This is a genomic window from Streptomyces sp. NPDC001663, assembly GCF_042893105.1.
In the GTDB taxonomy this organism is placed as follows: domain Bacteria; phylum Actinomycetota; class Actinomycetes; order Streptomycetales; family Streptomycetaceae; genus Streptomyces.
The window spans coordinates 95,494-114,651 of the sequence record NZ_JBIAUR010000027.1 but is presented as its reverse complement, the minus strand read 5'-3'; the positions used below and the strand labels follow the sequence as shown (position 1 = coordinate 114,651).

At 70.9% G+C, this 19,158-nt stretch carries 17 protein-coding genes and 1 pseudogene; 14 read left to right on the top strand and 4 right to left on the bottom strand.

Annotated features, from left to right (window positions below; all coding sequences use genetic code 11):
- The first annotated feature begins 91 nt into the window (after positions 1-91).
- Both ACFY1L_RS51800 and ACFY1L_RS51795 read left to right on the top strand, forming a co-directional pair.
- Positions 92-985 carry an MOSC domain-containing protein gene (locus tag ACFY1L_RS51800; RefSeq protein WP_388842378.1) on the top strand — a complete coding sequence of 298 codons (894 nt, stop codon included), beginning with the start codon at positions 92-94 and terminating at the stop codon, positions 983-985.
- Positions 966-1,115: pseudogene (locus ACFY1L_RS51795) on the top strand (aminoglycoside phosphotransferase family protein); the annotation flags it as partial. The gene ACFY1L_RS51800 and the pseudogene ACFY1L_RS51795, both read left to right, overlap by 20 nt.
- 134 nt (positions 1,116-1,249) lie before the next feature.
- On the opposite strand, the gene ACFY1L_RS51790 reads toward ACFY1L_RS51795, so the two are convergent.
- On the bottom strand, positions 1,250-2,272 hold the full coding sequence (locus ACFY1L_RS51790; protein ID WP_388842376.1) for an NADP-dependent oxidoreductase: 1,023 nt from the start codon (positions 2,270-2,272) through the stop codon (positions 1,250-1,252).
- Positions 2,273-2,372: 100 nt separating this feature from the next.
- Between ACFY1L_RS51790 and ACFY1L_RS51785 the strand changes: the two genes are divergently transcribed.
- From ACFY1L_RS51785 to ACFY1L_RS51760, 6 genes are all read left to right on the top strand, one after another.
- A complete protein-coding gene (locus ACFY1L_RS51785) occupies positions 2,373-3,314 on the top strand; it encodes a LysR family transcriptional regulator (protein WP_388842374.1) in 942 nt (313 codons plus the stop codon).
- Positions 3,315-3,374: 60 nt separating this feature from the next.
- Positions 3,375-4,442: a glycerophosphodiester phosphodiesterase family protein gene (locus ACFY1L_RS51780; protein ID WP_388842372.1), complete on the top strand. Its 1,068-nt coding sequence runs from the start codon at positions 3,375-3,377 to the stop codon at positions 4,440-4,442.
- A 145-nt stretch (positions 4,443-4,587) separates the two neighbouring features.
- Complete coding sequence (locus ACFY1L_RS51775) at positions 4,588-4,791, top strand: hypothetical protein (protein ID WP_388842370.1); 204 nt, start codon at positions 4,588-4,590, stop codon at positions 4,789-4,791.
- Positions 4,792-5,131: 340 nt separating this feature from the next.
- Positions 5,132-6,577: a DUF2079 domain-containing protein gene (locus tag ACFY1L_RS51770; protein WP_388842369.1), complete on the top strand. Its 1,446-nt coding sequence runs from the start codon at positions 5,132-5,134 to the stop codon at positions 6,575-6,577.
- 132 nt (positions 6,578-6,709) lie between these two features.
- Positions 6,710-9,607, top strand: coding sequence for an AAA family ATPase (locus ACFY1L_RS51765; RefSeq protein WP_388842367.1), 2,898 nt, complete (start codon positions 6,710-6,712; stop codon positions 9,605-9,607).
- Positions 9,608-9,788: 181 nt separating this feature from the next.
- Entirely contained in the window at positions 9,789-11,417 is a 1,629-nt protein-coding gene (locus ACFY1L_RS51760; RefSeq protein WP_388842365.1) for a protease pro-enzyme activation domain-containing protein, read from the top strand.
- Between the two features lie 148 nt (positions 11,418-11,565).
- Here the strand turns inward: ACFY1L_RS51760 and ACFY1L_RS51755 are convergent, their stop codons facing one another.
- Positions 11,566-13,104, bottom strand: coding sequence for a protein kinase (locus ACFY1L_RS51755; RefSeq protein WP_388842363.1), 1,539 nt, complete (start codon positions 13,102-13,104; stop codon positions 11,566-11,568).
- A 206-nt stretch (positions 13,105-13,310) separates the two neighbouring features.
- Here ACFY1L_RS51755 and ACFY1L_RS51750 point away from each other — a divergent pair, with 206 nt between their 5' ends.
- A complete protein-coding gene (locus ACFY1L_RS51750; RefSeq protein WP_388842361.1) occupies positions 13,311-13,664 on the top strand; it encodes a VOC family protein in 354 nt (117 codons plus the stop codon).
- Positions 13,665-13,721: 57 nt separating this feature from the next.
- On the opposite strand, the gene ACFY1L_RS51745 is transcribed toward ACFY1L_RS51750, so the two are convergent.
- Entirely contained in the window at positions 13,722-14,324 is a 603-nt protein-coding gene (locus ACFY1L_RS51745; RefSeq protein ID WP_388842359.1) for an exonuclease domain-containing protein, read from the bottom strand.
- 186 nt (positions 14,325-14,510) lie between these two features.
- On the opposite strand from ACFY1L_RS51745, the gene ACFY1L_RS51740 reads away from it, so the two are divergent.
- On the top strand, positions 14,511-14,930 hold the full coding sequence (locus tag ACFY1L_RS51740; protein ID WP_388842357.1) for a hypothetical protein: 420 nt from the start codon (positions 14,511-14,513) through the stop codon (positions 14,928-14,930).
- Between the two features lie 125 nt (positions 14,931-15,055).
- On the opposite strand, the gene ACFY1L_RS51735 is transcribed toward ACFY1L_RS51740, so the two are convergent.
- Entirely contained in the window at positions 15,056-15,967 is a 912-nt protein-coding gene (locus ACFY1L_RS51735) for a LysR family transcriptional regulator (RefSeq protein ID WP_388842355.1), read from the bottom strand.
- A gap of 109 nt (positions 15,968-16,076) precedes the next feature.
- Between ACFY1L_RS51735 and ACFY1L_RS51730 the strand changes: the two genes are divergently transcribed.
- From ACFY1L_RS51730 to ACFY1L_RS51715, 4 genes are all read left to right on the top strand, one after another.
- Positions 16,077-17,048, top strand: coding sequence for an FAD-dependent oxidoreductase (locus tag ACFY1L_RS51730; protein ID WP_388842353.1), 972 nt, complete (start codon positions 16,077-16,079; stop codon positions 17,046-17,048).
- A gap of 116 nt (positions 17,049-17,164) precedes the next feature.
- Positions 17,165-18,097, top strand: a complete 933-nt coding sequence (locus ACFY1L_RS51725) for a WD40 repeat domain-containing protein (protein ID WP_388842351.1) — start codon at positions 17,165-17,167, stop codon at positions 18,095-18,097.
- The gene (locus ACFY1L_RS51720) at positions 18,034-18,180 is read left to right on the top strand and encodes a WD40 repeat domain-containing protein (RefSeq protein WP_388842349.1); all 147 of its coding nucleotides are present in this window, start codon (positions 18,034-18,036) and stop codon (positions 18,178-18,180) included. The genes ACFY1L_RS51725 and ACFY1L_RS51720 overlap by 64 nt, the downstream gene beginning before the upstream one ends.
- Positions 18,181-18,229: 49 nt before the next feature.
- Positions 18,230-19,150 (top strand): hypothetical protein, encoded by a 921-nt coding sequence (locus ACFY1L_RS51715; RefSeq protein ID WP_388842347.1) that lies wholly within the window; start codon positions 18,230-18,232, stop codon positions 19,148-19,150.
- Positions 19,151-19,158 lie beyond the last annotated feature (8 nt).

The following is a 19,158-nucleotide window of genomic DNA, read 5'->3' as shown; positions in this document are numbered from 1 at the left end:
GTGCGGTTGCCAAGTACTGAATGGTCGACGGGGCGTTGTCGGCGCCCGAGTCGTGCAGGCGATCAGTGAGTTGAAAGCTTGAGGACAACGCATGGCCCACGTCGTCGAGTTGACGTACTACCCCATCAAGGGATGTGCCGGCGTGACAACCGGTGAGGCGTTCCTGACGCCCGCCGGTCTGGCGCACGACCGCAGCTTCATGGTCGTCAGCGAAGAAGGCGTCTTCCGCTCCCAGCGCCGGGACCCCCGACTGGCCCTGATCCGACCCGCCATCGACAGCGACGGCGAACGGCTCACCCTCCACGCGCCGCACACCGAGCCCCTGGAGCTGCCCGTGGATGCCTCGGGCGCTCGCCGCCCGGTGGACCTGTTCGGGACCGCCTACCAGGGCATCGACCAGGGCGACACCGCCGCCGAATGGCTGTCCGACGTGCTTCGTGCGCGCAGCCGTCTGGTGCGTGTGCCGCCGGAGCACGACCGGGTGACCGACGGAAGAACACCGGGCACTTCCGGCTACGCCGACAGCTGCGCCCTGCACCTCATCTCGCGCTCCACCCTCGACCTGCTCAACCGGAAGCTGGCTGAACGCGGTACGGCGCCGCTGCCCATGAACCGCTTCCGCCCGAACATCGTGATCGACGGCTGGCTCGATCCCCACACCGAGGACCGGGTCCACGGCCTGCGGATCGGTACGACCGAACTGGGCTACGCCAAGCTCGCCATCCGCTGTGCCGTCACCCTGGTCGAGCAGGAGTCGGGCGGGCGGGCGGGCCCGGAACCCTTGCGCACCCTGGCGGGCTACCGGCGGGCCGCCCAGGGCGGAGTCGCCTTCGGAACGAAACTCTCCGTGCTCAGGACCGGAAGGGTGCGTGTCGGTGACGCCGTGACCGCCACCTCGTGGGGCGAGTCCGAACTGCACGCCTACCAGGCTTCTGCGCCTGCCGCCGCCCGCATGACGAGGTGGCATGGTGCCCCACCACGATGAGGCGGGAGCCGTCCGACCGTTGACCCTGGCCTGGATGAGCCGGCACCTGGAGGTCGGCGAACGCATCGTCAGAACCGAGGCGTTGCTCGGCGGCATCGCTGCCGAAATGCGACGGCTGACCATCGGCACGCCCCGCAAGCCCGCGCCGCCGCGAAGGGCGATTCCTGCACCGCGACTTCCATTCCGGCAGCGCTGGGCTGAGCCAAGGCGGTCCGGGGCACGGGCACGGCGCCGAGCGCCGGGCCCGGCTGCCGCGTCCGGGCGTCAGTTCACGGACAGAGGTTCCGTGCTGTCCCGCACGATGATCTTTCCGGTGTTCCGGCCGCGCAGCATTCCCAGGAACGCCTCCACGATGTGCTCGAACCCGTCGACCACCGTCTCGTCCGGCACGAGCCGGCCACTCTGCAGATGCGGTACCGCGAACCCGTACAACTCCTCCTGTATGTCACGGTAGTTGCTGACCAGGAAGCCCTCCATGCGGAGGCTCTTCTCCACGATGTCCGCGTAGTTGAAGCGCGGCGTCGGCGGGTCGGGGTTGTTGTACTGGCTGATCGTGCCGATGCGGACGATGCGCCCGAACTCGCGCAGCGCTCCCACCGCCGCGGCCAGCTGCTCACCGCCGACGTTGTCGACGAAGACGTCGATGCCGTCCGGTGCGACCTTGCCGAGCAGGTCGGCGGCGGGCCCGTCGTGGTAGTCGAAGACGGCGTCGTAGCCGACCTCTTGGATGAGATGGCGGGCCTTCGCCGCCGAGCCCGCGCTGCCCACGAGCCTTCCGGCGCCGAGCAGCCGTGCGAACCGCCCGGTCGCCGTGCCGACCCCGCCCGCCGCGGCCGACACGAACAGGTCCTCGCCCTCCTGGAGCCGGGCGATCCGGGTCAGGCCCACATAGGCGGTGAGGCCGGTGCCGCCGAGGATGCTCAAGTACGCGGTCAGGGGCACCCCGTCGAAGCGGGGCAGCTGCCGGGTCTCCTCGGGCGTGACGACCGCGTGCGTGCGCCAGCCCTGCCGGTGGAGCACGATCTCGCCCTCGGCCAGCCGAGGCGTGCGCGAGGCGATGACCCGCCCGATGGTGCGGCCCTCCAGCGGTGTGCCGAGCGCGAAGCCGCCGGGCAGATCGTCCATCATCTCGCGGTGATAGGGGTCGACGGACCAGTAGAGGTTTTCCACGAGCGCGCTGTCGGCCACGGGTTCGGGAAGCGTGGACTCGACGAAGGCGAAGTGCTCGGCGGTCGGAAAGCCGTGGGGGCGGGCGGTCTGGTGCACGGTGAGCGCGGTCTCGTTCATGACCGGACCGTAGGGCGGGAATGCCCCTGATGGGGAGCCGGTTGGGCTCATGCGAGACCCCCTTCCATGAGCAGTTCTCATACGTTGAGGTGAGCGTCCCGTGGCCCGCACGACCGACTCCGATCTGGCCCCGCACGAACTGCGCGTCCTGGTGGCGGTCGCGGTCACCGGCGGCTTCTCGGCGGCGGCCGGGACTCTGGGGCTGACTCAGTCGGCGGTCTCGCACTCGGTTCGCGGCAGCGAGCGCAAGATCGGTGCCGTGCTCTTCGAACGCGGCCGCACCGGCGCCCGCCCCACCCCTGCCGGTGAGAAGGCCGTGGCCCACGCCCGCCGCATCCTGCGCCTGCTGGACGTCCTGACCACCGAGGTGCGCAGTGCGGCCCGGGCCGATGCCGCGGAGGGGCCACTGCGGATCGCGGCTTTCCGCAGCGCGGCCCTCCATCTGCTGCCGCCCGTCCTGCAGCGGCTGCGCGCCCGGCATCCCGGGATCGAGCCGCAGGTGCGGATCGTACACGAGCTCGGGCGCGGCACCATGGGCGAAGTGGCCGACGGGAAAGCCGACATAGCCATCGCCACGCTGGGCGGCTCCGTACCGCTTCCATCGGGACTGGTCGCGAGCGGACTCTTCGAGGAGCCGTACGCCCTGGTGCACGCGGCAGGTCATGCCGCCCCGCGCTCGCTGCCGCTGGTCGACTGGGCCGAGAACTGCGGCTCGTACACCCGCGACTGGTGGGCCGCACAGGACTGGATCCCGAAGGCGACCGTCGAGGCCGAGGACGACGGAGCGGTGCTCTCCTTGGTGAGCGCAGGTCATGGCATGGCGATCATGCCCTCACTGTCCCTGGTCGGTGCAGCGGACTCGGTCGGGATCACTGATCTCGGCCCGCGGCGCCCGACACGGCAGATCGGCTATGTCACCACCTCCGAACTGGCCGGATCCGCCGTCGTACGCGCTCTGGTCAGGGAATTGCGAGCCACGATTCCCCACAGCGGTACCGGCCGGTTCTGGACATTCACCGGCCCATCATGTCCAGGACGTTGAGAGTGCCCGCATCCCAACTAGCGTCTGGGGGCAGCCCGAACCGACACGAGTGAGGTTTCGATGTCCTCAAGACATGTCCTCGCCGGCCTGGCGCTGGCTCCGCTGTTCGCCTTCCCGGTGGCCGCCCACGCGACGCCGTACGACGGCTCCGAAGTGCCGTACCAAAAGGCCCACTTCGACCTGCAGGCCCATCGCGGCGGCATCGGAATGACGACCGAGGAGTCCCTCGAGGGCTTCGGCAAGGCGATGCGCCTCGGGGTCTCCACGCTGGAGCTGGACACGCACATCACCAAGGACGAGAAGGTCGTCGTCAACCACGACCGGCAGATCAGCTCGGTCAAGTGCCGTGACACGGCGCCGGTCACGCCGGGCGACCCGATGTACCCGTATGTCGGCAAGTACATCAAGGATCTGACGTTGGCTCAGATCAAGACGATGGACTGCGGTTACCAGCAACTGCCCGGCTTTCCCGAGCAGGAGGTGGTCAGGGGCTTCCGGATGGTGGAGTTGAAGGACGTCCTGAACCTGGTCAAGAGCTACCGCGCCAAGCAGGTCAAGCTGAACATCGAGACCAAGGTCGAGGCGGGCGCACCCGAACAGACCGCGCCGCGCGAGCTGTTCGTACGCCGCGTCTACGAGGAGATCCACCGCTCGGGCATCGAGAAGCAGGTCACCATCCAGTCCTTCGACTGGGGCGCGCTGAAGGCGATGCACAAGCTGGCCCCGAAGTGGCCGCTGGTCGCCCTCACCAACTACGACTTCCTCCAGGTCGGGCAGCCCGGCGCCTCCCCCTGGCTCGGCGGGATCGACGCCGACGACTACGGCGGCGACTTCGTCAAGGCGGCCGCCACCATCCCCGGCGTCAGAGCCCTCTCCCCCAACTACGGCTTCCCGCAGTCCGGCAAGGTCGGCGACCCGGACTTCCGCTTCTACGCGGACCGGACGATGGTGCGCGAGGCGCACGCGCGGGGCCTGAAGGTCGTCCCGTGGACCTGCGACGACCCGGCCACCGTGGAGGCGCTCATGGACATGGGCGTCGACGGCATCATCACCAACTACCCCAACCACGTCCGCCAGATCATGGCCGAGCGGGGCATGCGCCTACCCAAGGCGTACGAGCCGCACTGATCTGTCTTCGTACGGCTGTATAGGCCTCGTACCGCCACGGCCGCGATCGTCCTGCTCGCCGGATCACTCGGCCCACGGCCGTCGCTGTGGCGGCCGCCTGCTGGGCAGAGGGAGCCGGCCGCCGTTGATCGTTTACGGTTGAACCGTGATCGTTCTCGCTCTCGGGCAGAGCAACTACTTCCACTCCAAGCTGCGGATGCTCATACCGGCGCTGATCTTCCTGGTGCCGCCGGCCCGCGCTCCGGCCGAGACCGGTCCCCGCTCCGCCGCCGTCGTCCTCGGCTGCGCCTGCCTCTTCGGCTCCTGGTACGGCGCCTATATGCTCACGGCCTGGCGCTATGCGATCTGACCTGCGCAGACTCGCGATCGCCGCCGCGGGCGACGGCCCGGAATCCCGGGGCACCTGCACGACTGCCGTGGTGGTGCCCGAATCCCCGCCCCCGGGCGTACAGAACCTGCATCGTGATCAGCATCGGGGAGCCCCATGACCAGCCAGGCCCCCACCCGCCCGGCATCGAGCCGCACCGCGTCCGCCACCGCGACCCGCTCCACGGGGCGGGCAACGGGCGAGCCGTGCGCGGACAGCAGCGACAGTGCCGCCCCCACGTCACCACCATCCCCACCGGGGTCCGCGGACGAGTCCGCCGCCATGGCCGTACCGAATCCCGGCTCGTAAGGACATCACCCCCGTGCCCAACACCCAGCAGGACGCCCCCACTTCGCTGCTGCCCGAGCCCTCCATACCGGCGCCGGTCGCGCCTCCCCCGCGTGACCGGCGCCCCCGTCCGCCCGGCCGACGCGACCCTTACCTCCTCGCCGGCGTCCTGTTCCTCGCCTACGCGGCCCTGTCCATCGGCCGGTACGAGCATCTGGCCACCCGGTCCTGGGACCTGGGCATCTTCGAGCAGGCGGTCCGCGCGTACGCCCATCTGCAGGCCCCGATCGCCGATCTGAAGGGCCCGGGCTTCAACATCCTGGGCGACCACTTCAGCCCGGTCCTCGCGCTTCTCGCCCCCGTCTGCCGGCTCTTCCCCTCCCCACTCACGCTGCTGCTCGCGCAGGCCGCCCTCTTCGCGCTCTCGGCCGTACCGGTGACCCGTGCGGCCGCCGGGCTGCTGGGCCGACGGCGCGGGCTCGCGCTCGGGATCGCGTACGGCCTGTCCTGGGGTCTGCAGCGGGCCGTCGACTTCGACTTCCACGAGATCTGCTTCGCCGTACCGCTGATCGCCTTCAGCCTGGAGGCGGTGCCGGCCCGCCGCTGGCGGCCCGCGCTGCTGTGGGCGCTGCCGCTGGTGCTGGTCAAGGAGGACCTCGGCGTGACGGTGGCGGCCATCGCGCTGGTCGTCGCCCTGCGCGCCCGCCGCTCCTCCAGGCGGACGGTCCTGTACGCCCTCGCCGTGGCCGTCCTCGGCATCGCCGCCACCCTCGTCACGCTCACCGTCGTCATCCCCGGCTTCAACACCAGCGGTGACTACGACTATTGGACGAAGGTGGACGGCGGCTTCGCCCTCTTCGACGGCACGGGCACCAAACTCCGCACCCTGGCCTGGCTGTTGCTGCCCACGAGCGGTCTACTCGCCCTGCGTTCACCCCTGTTCATCGTGGCCCTGCCCACCCTGGGCTGGCGCTTCCTCTCCTCCGACGAGCACTACTGGGGCACCGACTGGCACTACAACGCGGTCCTGATGCCGGTCGTCGCGCTGGCCCTCGTCGACGCACTCGTCCGGGCGCGCGTGAGCTCCCGGCCCTGGCTGCGCTCGTACGCCCAGCATCTGCCCGCGGCAGTCGCCGGGGCCGCGCTGGCACTCACGACCTCGCTCCCGCTGTCCGCGCTGACGGAGTCCGCCACCTACGAGACCCCGGAAAACGTCCCCCGCATCGAACGCGCCCTGGACCGCATCCCGAACAACGCGACGGTCGAGGCCAACATCGGCCCCAGCAGCCGCCTCACCTCACGCTGCCGCGTCTTCTGGCTCGGCAACACCCGGGGCATCACGCCCGACTACATCGCCCTGGACAACACCACCAAGTGGGTCGGCGACGTGCAGGCGTACGCCCGCCAACTCCATCCGAACACCCGGTACACGATCGACGATGCCGCGTACGGTTACGTCGTCCTCAAGCGCAGTTCGTGATGGGCGAGGAGACCGCCGGCCCCCTGCTCGCCACATCGTGATGGTCGTCATTGACAAGTCGATCATCGAGGGTTGTCATGAGCACATGCTGCGTTGCCCTGGGACCTGCCGCACTCGCCGCGGGTACGGTCGTTGACCGGGCGCCGCGAGCTGCTCGATGCCGCCCGGGCCGAGTTGACGGGTCGTTCGGGAGTGCTCTTCCACGGGCCTGCGGGGATCGGCAAGTCCACGCTTCTGACTGCCCTGTTGGCGTCCTGGGCCGGGCAGGACCGGCCATGCGCGGTGCTGCGCTGCTCGCCCGCCCGGGAGGACGCGCGGCTGCCGTATGTCGGCCTCGTCGACCTGTTCTCGCGGGTGCCGGAGAGCTGCCTGGAGGCCCTGGCGCCGCAGCCGCGAGCAGCGTTGAGGGCGGCTCTGCTGCAGGGCCCCGAACCGGCCGACGACCACAGCCGTCTCGCGGTGCGCGTCGCCGTTCTCGAGGTGCTGCGCGCCCTCGCCGCCACCGGCCCCGTTCTACTCGTCCTCGACAATCTCCAGTGGCTCGACGACCCGAGTGCCGAGGTGCTCGCCTTCGCCGTACGACGTGTCCAGGGCCTCGACATTCGGATGGTCGCCGCCGAGCGGGTGACCGACGGCGAGCAGGCCGAGCGGCTGCGCTGCTGCCCGCCGGACACCGTCGAGTTTCCCGTGCCGCCCATGACGGACGGCGAGGTGGCCCACCTGGTGCGCACCGCGGTCGGGGCCGATCTGCCACCGGCGGTGCTGCGGGCCATTCAGGACACCGCTGCCGGAAACCCTTGGTACGCGCTGGAGTTGGGGCGGGCGGCCCCGCGCGACTCGGCAGCCGTCGGCTTCGGCCGGACGCTGCCCGTACCCCGAAGGCTGCGTGACGCACTGCTGGGCCAGGTGCGTTCGTTGCCGGAATCAGCACGGAGCACTCTCCTCGTCGCGAGCGCCGCCGCCCGGCCCAGCCTCACTGTGCTGCGTGCCGCCGGGCTCCCGGACCCGGCAGCAGATCTCGCGGAGGCCGAGCAGCTCGGCGTCGCGGCGGCGGACGCCGACGGGGCCGTACGTTTCCGGCATCCGCTGATCGGGGCCGCCGTCTACGCCGACGCCCCCGAGTACGGCCGCCGGGAGGCGCATGCCCTGCTGGCGCGCGCGGTCGCCGAGCCGGTGGAGCAGGCCCGCCACCTCGCGCTCGCCCATCCGTACGAGGACGAGGCCACCGCCCGCACGCTGCTGTCGGCGGCCGAGTCCGCACGCCGCGACGGCGCACCCGATGCCGCCTTCGAGCTGGCCGGGCTCGCCGCCCGGCGCACTCCCGGCGACCGTCCCGCGGACCGTGCCGACCGGCTGCTGGCCGCGGCCGAATACGCCTGTGACGCCGGGCAGTTGGAGGAGGCGGGGCAGGCGGCCGAGACCGTCCTCGCCGGGTCGGGCTCCGCACGGCAGCGGGTGCGGGCCCGGCTGATCCTGCTGCGCAACGCCGGGCAGGCCCTCGGAGGCGCCCGTGACCTGATCGAGGAGGGCCTGCGGGACGCGGCCGGCGATCCGGAGGCCGAGGCCTGGCTGCACCACTGGGCGGCCGTACGCGGCCTGCTGTGCGGGGAGTTGGCGGACGCGGCCCGGCACGCCCGGCACGCCGCACGGCAGGCGGAGCGGGCGGACGACACGGACACCCGGATCGGGGCCCTCGCCACCCTCGCCCGGGTGCAGTCCCTGGCCGGGGAACCGGTCGCCGCCGGCGCCGCGATCGAGGAGGCGCTCGCCCTGGCCGGCGGCGCGGGCGCCGGTCCGGAGAGCTGGGGCCTGATCCGGATGCGGGCCATCCTCGCGCTGGACTCCGACAAGGTCACGGAAGCCGGGGAGCAGGTCGCCCAACTCCTCGCGGAGATCGGCGAGTTCGCCGGGGTCGAGGAGGTCATGGCGACCTTGGTCGCGCTGACCCGTATCCAGGTGCGCGCCGGGCACTGCCGGGAGGCGCTGCACACCGCCGCCCGCTGCTCGCGCGCCCAGACCGAGACCGGCGTACAGGCTGCTCCCGCGCTGTATGCGGCGGCGCTCGCGGCGACCGCGGGCGGCAGCGCCGAGGAGGCCCGGAGCCTCGCCGAACAGGCGGTGCGGGCCTCGGAGGCCGACGGCGACCGGCTGTTCCTGCTGCGTGCGCTGGCGGTGCTCGGGCAGGCCGAGCTGCTCGCCGGCGACCCACGGGGTGCGGCGGCCGCGGTCGAGGCGCTGCAACGCGCCAAGGAACTCGGCGAGGCCATGTGCGCCGCCGATCCGCCGTTGCTGCACTGGTACGGCGACCTGGCCGAGGCCCTGGTGGTCCTGGGTGAGACGGACGCCGCCGGAGCCGTGCTCCAGGAGGCCTTTACGCGGATGCCCGGGGACGCGCCCGGGAGCGTACTGGCAGCTCTGGAGCGGGCGGAGGGGCTGCGCGAGGCCGGCCTCGGCCGGGCGAAGGAAGGCGCAGTACGGCTGCGTGCCGCGGTGGACCGTCTGCGTCAACTCCCCCTGCCCGTGGAGCTGGTGCGAACCCTCATCGCGCTCGGCACGGTCGAGCGCCGCGGCCGCCGCAGGAGCGCGGCGCGTGCGGTCCTGGGCGAGGCCATGGAGACCGCGACGCGAATCGGCGCCGCTCCGCTGGCAGTTCGGGCCAGGGACGAGCTGGCGCGCCTGGACGCCGGGGACCGGAGCGGAGAGGCGGGCGCGGGCAGACCCGAACTCACCCCCACGGAAGCCCGGATCGCCGAACTGGTCGGCGGCGGGGCCACCAACCGGGAAGTCGCCGCAGAGCTGTTCATCAGCGTCAAGACGGTGGAAGGCACCCTGTCGCGGGTCTACCGCAAGGTCGGGGTCCGCTCGCGCACCGCGCTCGCCCACGCGATGGCGGTCGCCGTCATCGCATCAGGGGCGGCGGCGTCCGTGAGCTCCGGCGACGACGACCAAGTGCGGCCCACCGTCCAGGCGGTGGCGGTGAGTCAGCCTGGCCGGGTCCGGGGCGGCCGGGCGCTCGACACCCGCCGTTGACCCACCGTTGGCCCGGCGTCCGCGGTCCTGCCTGACATCCGCCGTTGACGTGACATCCGCTGTTAACACGTGATGCAAGGGTTCCCCCGCTTATGCGGGTGGGGCTGATGTTCCTACGTTGAAGCCGTTCCGAACCGCGTTCCGCTTCCGGGACACACCCCCCACTTTCCGGAGGACCTCAGTGAAGTCACGCCTGAAACTGCTCGGTCTGGTCACCGTGCCGGCCCTGCTCGCCGCCGCCGTACCCGCCGCCTACGCCGCCGGCGCCACCCAGTCGCACGCAACTCGCGCGGCCATCACCGGAGATGTCCTGAAGGGCCTGAACAAGAACGCGACCCGCATCGGCAACGTCGCTGCCGGGAAGCGGATATCGGTGGCGATCAGCCTGACGCCCAGAAACGACAAGGCACTGGACACCTTCGTCGCCAAGGTCAGTGACCCGCGGTCGAGTTCCTACGGCCACTACTTGACGAAGCGTCAGTTCGCTGCGCGCTTCGGCCGGACCGACGCCGAGGTCAAGCAGCTCAAGGACTACCTGCGCGCCCAGGGACTCACCATCGGCAAGGTCCACTCCGGCAACCTGCTGGTCGACGCCAGCGGCACCGCCGCCCAGTTGGAGAAGGCCTTCGGCACCAAGCTGTCGACCTTCAAGGACTCGGCGTCGGGCCGCTCGTTCTACGCCAACGACAGCGCACCGACCCTGCCGTCCTCCGTCGCCTCCCTCGTCAGCGACGTGGCCGGCCTCAACAACCGCCTCACGCTGCACCACCAGGCGCCCTCCACCGTCACCCCGCACAACGGCCCGGGCGGCGGCTACACCCCGGCCCAGCTCAAGGGCGGCTACAACGTCTCCGGTACGTACACCGGCAGCGGCCAGAAGATCGCGCTGCTCGAGTTCGACGGCTTCCAGCAGTCCAACATCACCAAGTACGACACCAACTACAGCCTGGGTTCGCCCACGCCGACCGTGCAGAAGGTGGACGGCGGCTCCGGCGCGCTCGGCGACGGCCAGGTCGAGGTCGAGCTGGACATCGAGGTCCTGCACGCGATCGCGCCCAAGGCGAACGTCACCGTCTTCGAGGGCCCCAACTCCGACGCGGGCGAGGTCGACACCTACCAGGCGATCGTCGACAGCGGCATCCCGACCACCTCGATCAGCTGGGGCGCCGCCGAGAGCGCCCGCACCACCTCCGGCATCAACGCCGTGGACGCCGTCTTCAAGGCGGGCGCCGCCCAGGGCCTGGGCTTCTACGCGGCCTCCGGTGACGACGGCTCCGACGACGCGGGCGACGGCGGCACCTCCGTGGACTACCCGGCCAGCGACCCGTACGTCACCGGCGTCGGCGGCACCAAGCTGACGGTGACCTCGTCCAACGCCTTCAGCAAGGAGGTGGCCTGGTCCGGCGGCGGTGGCGGCAAGTCCTCCGTCTTCAAGATCCCCAGCTGGCAGACCGCGGTGCAGAAGAGCGCGGGCGGCGGCTTCCGCCAGGTCCCGGACGTCTCGGCGCACGCCAACCCCAGCCCCGGCGTCTCGATCTACTCGCAGGGCTCCTGGTCCTCGGTCGGCGGTACCAGCGCGGCGGCGCCCGAGTGGGCGGCGTTCGCGGCCCTGTACAACCAGCAGGCCGCGGCGGCCGGCAAGGCCAACCTCGGCTTCGCCAACCCCGCCCTCTACTCGGCGAGCGGCACGGGCTTCCACGACATCACCAGCGGCAGCAACGGCGCCTACTCCGCCGCGACCGGCTGGGACTTCACCACGGGTTGGGGCTCGTACAACGCCGCGACCCTGGCGAGCAAGCTGCTGGGCTGACGGCAAGGCGGCTGAAGACCGACCAACGGGGCGCGGGCCGGGATCACTTCCGGCCCGCGCTCCCGCATGCAAGCGGTCTTGGCCGGGTGAGAAAGTCACCAACTGCGCGCCGCGCAAGCGAGGGCAACCTCGCCGTCCCCTCCGTCGGTCAGTCGACAAACCCGTCCCGTACGGCGTCGAAGACGGGACGGTACGAGTCCCACTGCGCGTTCGGGGCCGACAGGTAGATGTCGTACTCCCGGCCGCCCGCCTTGCCGTACCCGAGGTCGATGGCGCGGAAGGCGCGGGCGCGGCCGTGGAAGGTGAACTCCCAGACCGCGGCCGGCTTGCCCCTGAAGGTGGCCTTCTGGAGGCGCAGCCTGCGGTACGTGGAGTAGTTGGCCTTGGTGTTCGCCTCGATGTCCTTGAAATGCTCGATCGGGTGCGAGCCGGCCGGGTCCACCATGCCGATGGTGATGCCGGCCAGTCCGGTCGGGTCGGCGTAGGTCACCTCGTCGTCCGCCCCCTTCTTCGCCGTCCAGCCGTCCGGCACGGGGAAGGAGACGCCGAGCTTCTGGTCGCGGACCAGGTGGTAGCCGTCGGGGACGGGCGAGGGCGTGACGGATGCGGTGCCGCTGGTCTTGTGCGGGCCCGCCGCGGTCCCGCCGTCGTGCAGGGAGACGTAGAGGGTCACCGCCGTGGCGGACGCGGCCAGGACGGCCACCGCTGCCGGCAGGACACGCCGCCCCCGTCTCCGGCCCCGGCGGCGACCTCGTCCGCCCTTGTCCGGCGGAGCGGGCGGGGCATGCCGGGTCGGGGGCGTGTGCGTCGCGTCCGGGGTGCCGTCGGGCCTGAGGGGGGCGGGAACGGCTGAGGGGGCGGTCGGCGTGCGGCCGGCCCGGGCGGCCTGCAGGGCCCGTTCCGTCTGCTCGGCCGTGGGCCGGTCCTCCGGGTCCTTCGACAGCAGGCTCTCGATCAGCGGTTCCAGCGGACCGGCCTGCCGCATCGCCTCCAGCGGGTCCACGGCAATGGCGTACGCGGTTTCCATGGCGGTGTCGCGGCGGTACGGCAGGCGTCCCTCGACCGCCTGGTACAGCGTCGCGCCCAGCGACCACAGGTCGGAGGCGGGGCCCGGCTTCTGTCCGCGGATGCGCTCCGGGGCCATGTAGTCGATGGAGCCGATCATCTCCCCGGTCTGGGTGAGCGTCGAGGCCCCGGCGGTCTGGGCGATGCCGAAGTCGGTCAGGACGACCCGGCCCCCGTCGCCCAGCAGGACGTTTCCGGGTTTGATGTCGCGGTGCAGGACACCGGCCGCGTGGGCGGCCCGTACGGCGGTGATCATGCCGAGGCCGATGCGGGCGGCCTCCTCGGGCGGCAGGATCCGGCCGTCCTTGAGGGCGTCGCCGAGCGTGGGCGCGGGGACGTACTCCATCACGATGCAGGGCCGCCCATGGTCCTCGACGACGTCGTGGACCACGACCACGTTGGGATGGGCGACCCGGGCCGCGCTGCGCGCCTCGCGACGGGTCCGCTCGTAGAGCGTGGAGACCTCGGCGTCGGACAGGTGTGGCTGCGTATGGAGCTGCTTGAGCGCGACCTGGCGAGCCAGCAGCTCGTCCTCGGCCCGCCACACCGTGCCCATACCTCCACGGCCGATGCGTTCGACCAGCCGGTAGCGCCCGGCGACGAGCCGTCCCTCGTCCGACACAGCCCTGCCCTCCGCCTGCTCTGCCCCCCTTCATGACACTTGGTCCTGCACACTAACCGACCAGGTCAAGAGACCGATGCGCGGTCCGGCATCTGGAGCTGCATGTGGTTGACCTGGGGCTCCGCGGTGTGGGAGATCACTGGCAGGATCCCGCGGCCGGCCGGCGGTATCCGCCCGCCCGATCTCCGTCCTGGCAAGATGGCGGCATGGAACGTGTGCTTGGAATCGGTGGATATTTCATGCGGGCGGCCGACCCGGCGGCCCTGAACGCGTGGTACCGCGATTGCCTGGGCCTGGACGCCGACGAGAACGGCCTGTGGCGTCAGGGAACCGGGCCGACGGTCTTCGCGACGTTCGAGTCGGAGACCGACTACTTCGGGACCCGCACCCAACAGACCATGCTCAACTTCCGGGTCCGCGACCTGGACGCAATGCTCGCGCAATTGCGCGCCAAGGGAGCGGACGTGGCCGAGGAAACACAGGACATGGAGGGAGTCGGCCGATTCGGCTGGGTCACCGATCCCGAGGGCAACCGCATCGAACTGTGGCAGCCCGCCTGACCGGGTCCTCCCGCAGGCGGTGACGCGCTGCCGCCGCAGACGTACCGGAGTTGGGCGTCAAGGGCGCCGCAGGCACCCCTCGGGCAGAGTGGCCCCGTTGCCGCAAAGGTGCTTGATGGCCGCAGCGAAGGAATAGCAGTCGAAGAGTGCCGAATGCTCATTTCCGGCCGCGGGCTTGGGGAGGCCGAGTACCTGCCACAGGCGGCCCACGTTGGCGGCAGTCGTTTCCGGTGCGAGGGTGTTCAGCCAGGGGCGGACATTCAGGAAATGAGCGGCCAGGAAACCGTTCTTGACTTCTTCTCCGCGGGCTCGTGCCCAGCCCACGTTCTCCCCGAGAACAACCATGTCGTTCCCGTAGGAAAGCACCGATTCGCCCCGGCAGAAACCCAGGAAGTCGCCGAGTGCTTCTGCCGGGGAAATCCCTTCCTGATCCACGGTCTCCTGGTCGATACCGGTGAGCTCGGTGAAGTATGCGGACAGGTGCGGGTTCGTCACTGGCCGCACCAGTGCTTCGTACTCCTCGACGACGGAACAGTCCTCGCGCAGGCGCAGCGCACCGATCTGCACGATCTCGCGGAGCTGTCCCGGTGCCCCCCAGTCCCGTTCGAGCGCCCCCGGCCATGACGTGAATTCGAGGTCGAACACAACGAATGTGGGCACAGCAGGTCTCCCTTTGGTGCGAGTCATCGCCAGATTACCCATCTCCATGGCACCCGACCGGCACCCCGCCGTCCGGACCGCAGCAGGTCACAGGGGTCCGGGTAGGGTGCGACAGTCGGCCCAATTGCCGTCAACAGCAGTGGTCGTGCCGTGGACAGCCAGGTCCAGTACAGGAAATGGGATGTGGTGAGAGGTCGAACGGCGAGCGCCCTGTGTGCCGCGGCAGTCGCCCTGCTGGCCGGCGCCTGCGGAGGTGCCCCGAAGGAGCTGCCGCAGGTGACGGCGGCGGACGTCTTGGGTCACTGGACAAGCGACTGCGGATCGACGCTCACGGTCGAACCGGACCGCACCTTCACCGTCCGGGACTTCCCAGTGGATTACGCGCTGGCCTCCGGGGCAGTGAAGCGCCTGGCGGCCGGTCACGGGACCTGGTACCTCTACGCAGGGGGCAAGGGGGTCAGCCCGCAGACTTTCGACCTGAAGATCGGAGAGGAGTTCTACGATCTGGACTACGTCCGCAAGGGGGACTCGATCGGCCTCCGCATCCCACTCGGCGACCCCGACGACAACCAGTGGTGCGAGTTCTCCCGCCGCTCCCGCGCATGACCGGTCAGGCCGGGTGTCCGGCACGCTCACGACTGCCCCCCGCCCCAAGACTGCGCCCCATCTCGCCGAGCGGAACCTCTGCGGCTCCGGGGTGAGAGACCCCGGTGTCGGTTGTCCACGCCGGTTCATGCACCGGCCGACGGGGCGGCAAGCGACTCCCCGGGCAGGGCGTCGACCAGGCTGAGGAGCCCTCGCAGTGCCGGTGCGGCGCCTGCCGGGCGGTGCGCCAGGGCGAGATCCACGGTGGGCACGGGTGCGGTCACGCGTTTGAGTCGTACCCCAGGTATGCGCAGCGCACGGGCACGCCCCTCGGGCACCGGGGCGATGCCCGTGCCCGAGGCGACGCTGAGGAGGAGTTGCTCGTCGTCGGGTTCTTCCCGCACGATGCGTGGCCCACCGTCGGGCCACAGCTGACGGGTGATCAGGTCGTGCATTCCGGGGGCGTTCTCGCGCGGCCAGAGGATCACGGGTTCGGCGGCGATGTGCCCGCGGGTGACCCTTCGTTCGCGGGCGAGGAGATGATCCGCGGGGACGGCCACGAGGAGTTCCTCACGGGCGATGTGCCGGCACTCCAGGCCCTCGCCGTCCAGCGGGGGTCGTACGAAGGCGGCATCCAGCCGTCCGGCGAGCAGCTCGGTGATGTTGTGCGAGGTCCATCCCGTCCGTACGACGAGATCCACGTCCGGATGGTGGGTACGGAACGCACCGAGGAGGGCGTCGACGGGTCCGCCGCGGGCGGAGCGGGTCAGGGCCAGGCGCAGTTGCCCCTGCCGTCCGCCGACGGCGGCACGGATCCGTTCCCGTGACGCCTCCGCGTGAGCCAGCAGTTCGTCGGCTTCACGGGCCACGACCTCGCCGACAGCGGTCAACCGGCAGCCCCGGCTGTTGCGTTCGAGCAGCGGAGCGCCGAAGTCCCGCTCCAGCGCCCTGATCTGCTGGCTCAGGGCCGGCTGGGCGATGTGCAGCCGGTGCGCAGCCCGCGTGAAGTTCAACTCCTCGGCCAGCACGAGGAAGTACCGCAGCCGCCGCAGGTCCATCCGTCAACTATAAGCGCTTCTTATGGCGTTGGACGTTGCTGGTCTTGGACAGGTCGTCAACTCCCCGCCGACAGTGGGAAACACACGGTTCGGCGATCAAGGAGGGGACATGGGCGACAGGTTCGACGCGGTCGTCGTCGGCGCCGGGGTCATCGGGCTCACGACCGCACTGCGCCTGCAACAGGCCGGCGCCCGCGTCGCCGTACTCACGGCCGAGTCGTCGGCCGAGACGACATCCTCCGTCGCCGCGGCCGTCTGGTATCCGACCCGCACCCGGTTCGAGCAGCGCGTACTGGGCTGGGCCGTTCGCACCTACGACGAGTTCGCCCGTCAGGCGGCGGACGGCGTGCCCGGCGTGGTCATGCGCCCCACCCGGATGCTGCTGCGCGGCGAGACCCACGACGTCCCCTGGTGGGCCGCGGCCCTCCCCGACCTCCGTACCCTGCGAAGTGACGAGGTACGAGCCCCGTTCACCGGCGGCTGGGCCTTCACCGTTCCGACCGTGGAGATGTCCCGCTACCTGCCCTGGCTCCAGCAGACCTTCGTCGCAGCGGGCGGCACGCTGATCCGTCGCCGTATCGACGCCCTGGAACAGGCAGGCGTCTGGGCTCCTTCGGTGGTGAACGCCTCCGGCCTGGGCGCCCGCGCCCTGTGCGGCGACACCGAAATGCGGCCGGTGCGAGGGCAGTTGGTGCTCGTCGCCAACCCCGGCTTGCAGATGTCCGTGCGCGACGAGGACAACGCAGACGGCTACACCTACGTCCACCCGCGCAGCAGGGACATCGTCCTCGGCGGCACCTTCGAGATCGGCGAGTGGGACACCACACCTTCCCCGGCCACCGCCGCCGCGATCCTGCGCCGCTGCACCGAACTGCTGCCGGAGCTGGCAGGCGCCCCGGTCCTCGGCCACCAGGTGGGCCTACGGCCGTATCGAGACGGCGGCGTCCGGCTGGAGGCCGACCCGATTCCGCACGGCCGGGTGCGGCGGCTGGTGCACAACTACGGCCACGGGGGCGCCGGAGTCACCCTGGCCTGGGGCTGCGCGGACGCCGCAACCGCCCTTGTGCACCAACCCCGTTAGCACTGCTCCCCTACTCGAGAACCGGGTGTACGCCGATGGATTCCACCGAACCCGCAGAGACCGACACGCCTGCCACGTCGGCCGGTGGGACACGACCGCAACCCGGCCGGCCGCCGATGAGACCCCGCGCCAAGGTGCGGCGCCGCACGCTGCTGCTCGCCGCGCTCGGAGTGACGGCCGTAGCCGTCCCGCTCGCGGTGATCGAGTCGAGAGCCGACGACGACGAACCCCGCAAGGTCGTGTTCACCGTCCCCGACGGCTACGCCTCCTGCGTGGCGTTCAGCCCGGACGGAAAGACGCTGGCTGCCGGCCTGTCCGCGCTCCAGGGCACAGGCAGCACGCTGCGGTTGTGGGACGTGGTCGAGGGCACCGCGACCACTCCCTGGCCCGACCGGATCGAAGACGTGACGAGGATGGCCTTCAGCCCGGACGGCAAGACCCTGGCCACGACCGGCGCCCTCGACGTGTCCCTCTGGACCCTGGGGGATCGCACCGGCATCGCCCTGCCCCATCCCCGGCTCCCCCTGGACCTGGCGTTCGCCCCGGACGGCAGGACCCTCGCCACCGGTGGCCGCTATGGCGCGGCCTGGCTGTGGGACCTGTCGACCCGTACCGTCACCGCCACACTCACGACCCAGGGCATGGCCGTGGTCAACGCCGTGGCGTTCAGCCCGGACGGAAAGACGCTGGCCACGGGCAGCGCGGACCTGACCGTAAGCCCGGTCCGGCTGTGGGACTTGCTCACTCGCACCGTCCAGGCGACCCTCGACGCCCCGCTCTGGCACGGCTTCAAGCCCATCTGTTTCAGCCCTGACGGAAGAAGCCTGGCCACCGGCAGCGCCGACAACATCGTGCGCGTGTGGGACGTGGCGACCGGCACCGTCGTCGCCACGCTCACCGGCCACACAGCCCCCGTGACGACGGTGGCGTTCAGCCCGGACGGAAACACCCTGGCCACCGCCGGCGAGGACAAGACCGTGCGGTTGTGGACACGAGCACGCTCGACGCCGTCCCCATCGACACCCTCACCGGCCACACCGACAAGGTGACATCGGTGGCGTTCAGCCCGGACGGCAAGACCCTGGCCTCGGCCGGCGCCGACTCCACGGTGCGGCTGTGGCCGAGCCGGTGACCCCGACTCCCTTGTAGCCACGTCAGTCGACCATTGAGGGGACCCAGTCATGGCTGTCAGAGATGCGGAGCCCGTAGCCGGAACGATGCTGCGCGGCAGAGGCGGAACCGCGTACCTCGAGCGCGAGGCGGTCGCGCTGGACCGGGCAGGCATCCGGCTGGTCATTCCCCTCGCCGCGATCGAGACCGTCTTTGTCGCCAGGAACAAGCGCCCGTCCGCCGAGATCCTGCTCAACTCGACGGTCGCCGGAGCCGAGCCGGCGACGATCTGTGCGATCAGTTCCCGCAACACCGAGGCTGTGGAGGCCTTCGCATACGCCGTCAACGCGGCGATCCCGCCACGTGACAAGGCCGAAAGACGCATCGACGGTGCGGCCCTGGTGAAGGCGGAGCAGCGTCCCTTCGCGCCCATGACACCGCGCAGACCATTCCTCTCCGCAGGCCAGTGGTGGGCCTGGTCCACACTCACCTGCCTCTTCACCCTCGGCCTGCTGCTCCCCGTGTCGGCGGGCGACGGGCGCCTCGCCCAGTTGTGGGCCGGCACCTTCCCGGTGCTCGTGTTCGGCTGCACCATCGCCCGTGGCACGTGGCGGGCCACGGTGACTTGGTGGCTGTTGCACCGTTACGGCGTGACGACCTCCGCCAGATGTGCGGGCTACAGCCCCCCAGGCGATCCCGCTCACTCCGGAACCGTCCTGTACGCGTTCACCGACACCAGCGGTACGTCCCACACCTTCGAACGCGCGGGCGGCCCGTCGGCGCCCGACATGAGGATCGCGTACGACCCGGCCAGACCCGACTTCGCCAGGGGGCCGGGACACCCGTGGGCCAGAATCCTGATCCTGCTGATCCGCCTCCTCGTCGGCGTGCCGATCACGCTCGTCATGGTGGCCTACCTGGTGTGGTACTTCACGACCGCGACGCACGCGGGAAGCGTGGACTCACCCGGTTGTTTCCAGCGGAACTGGTGACGGAGCGG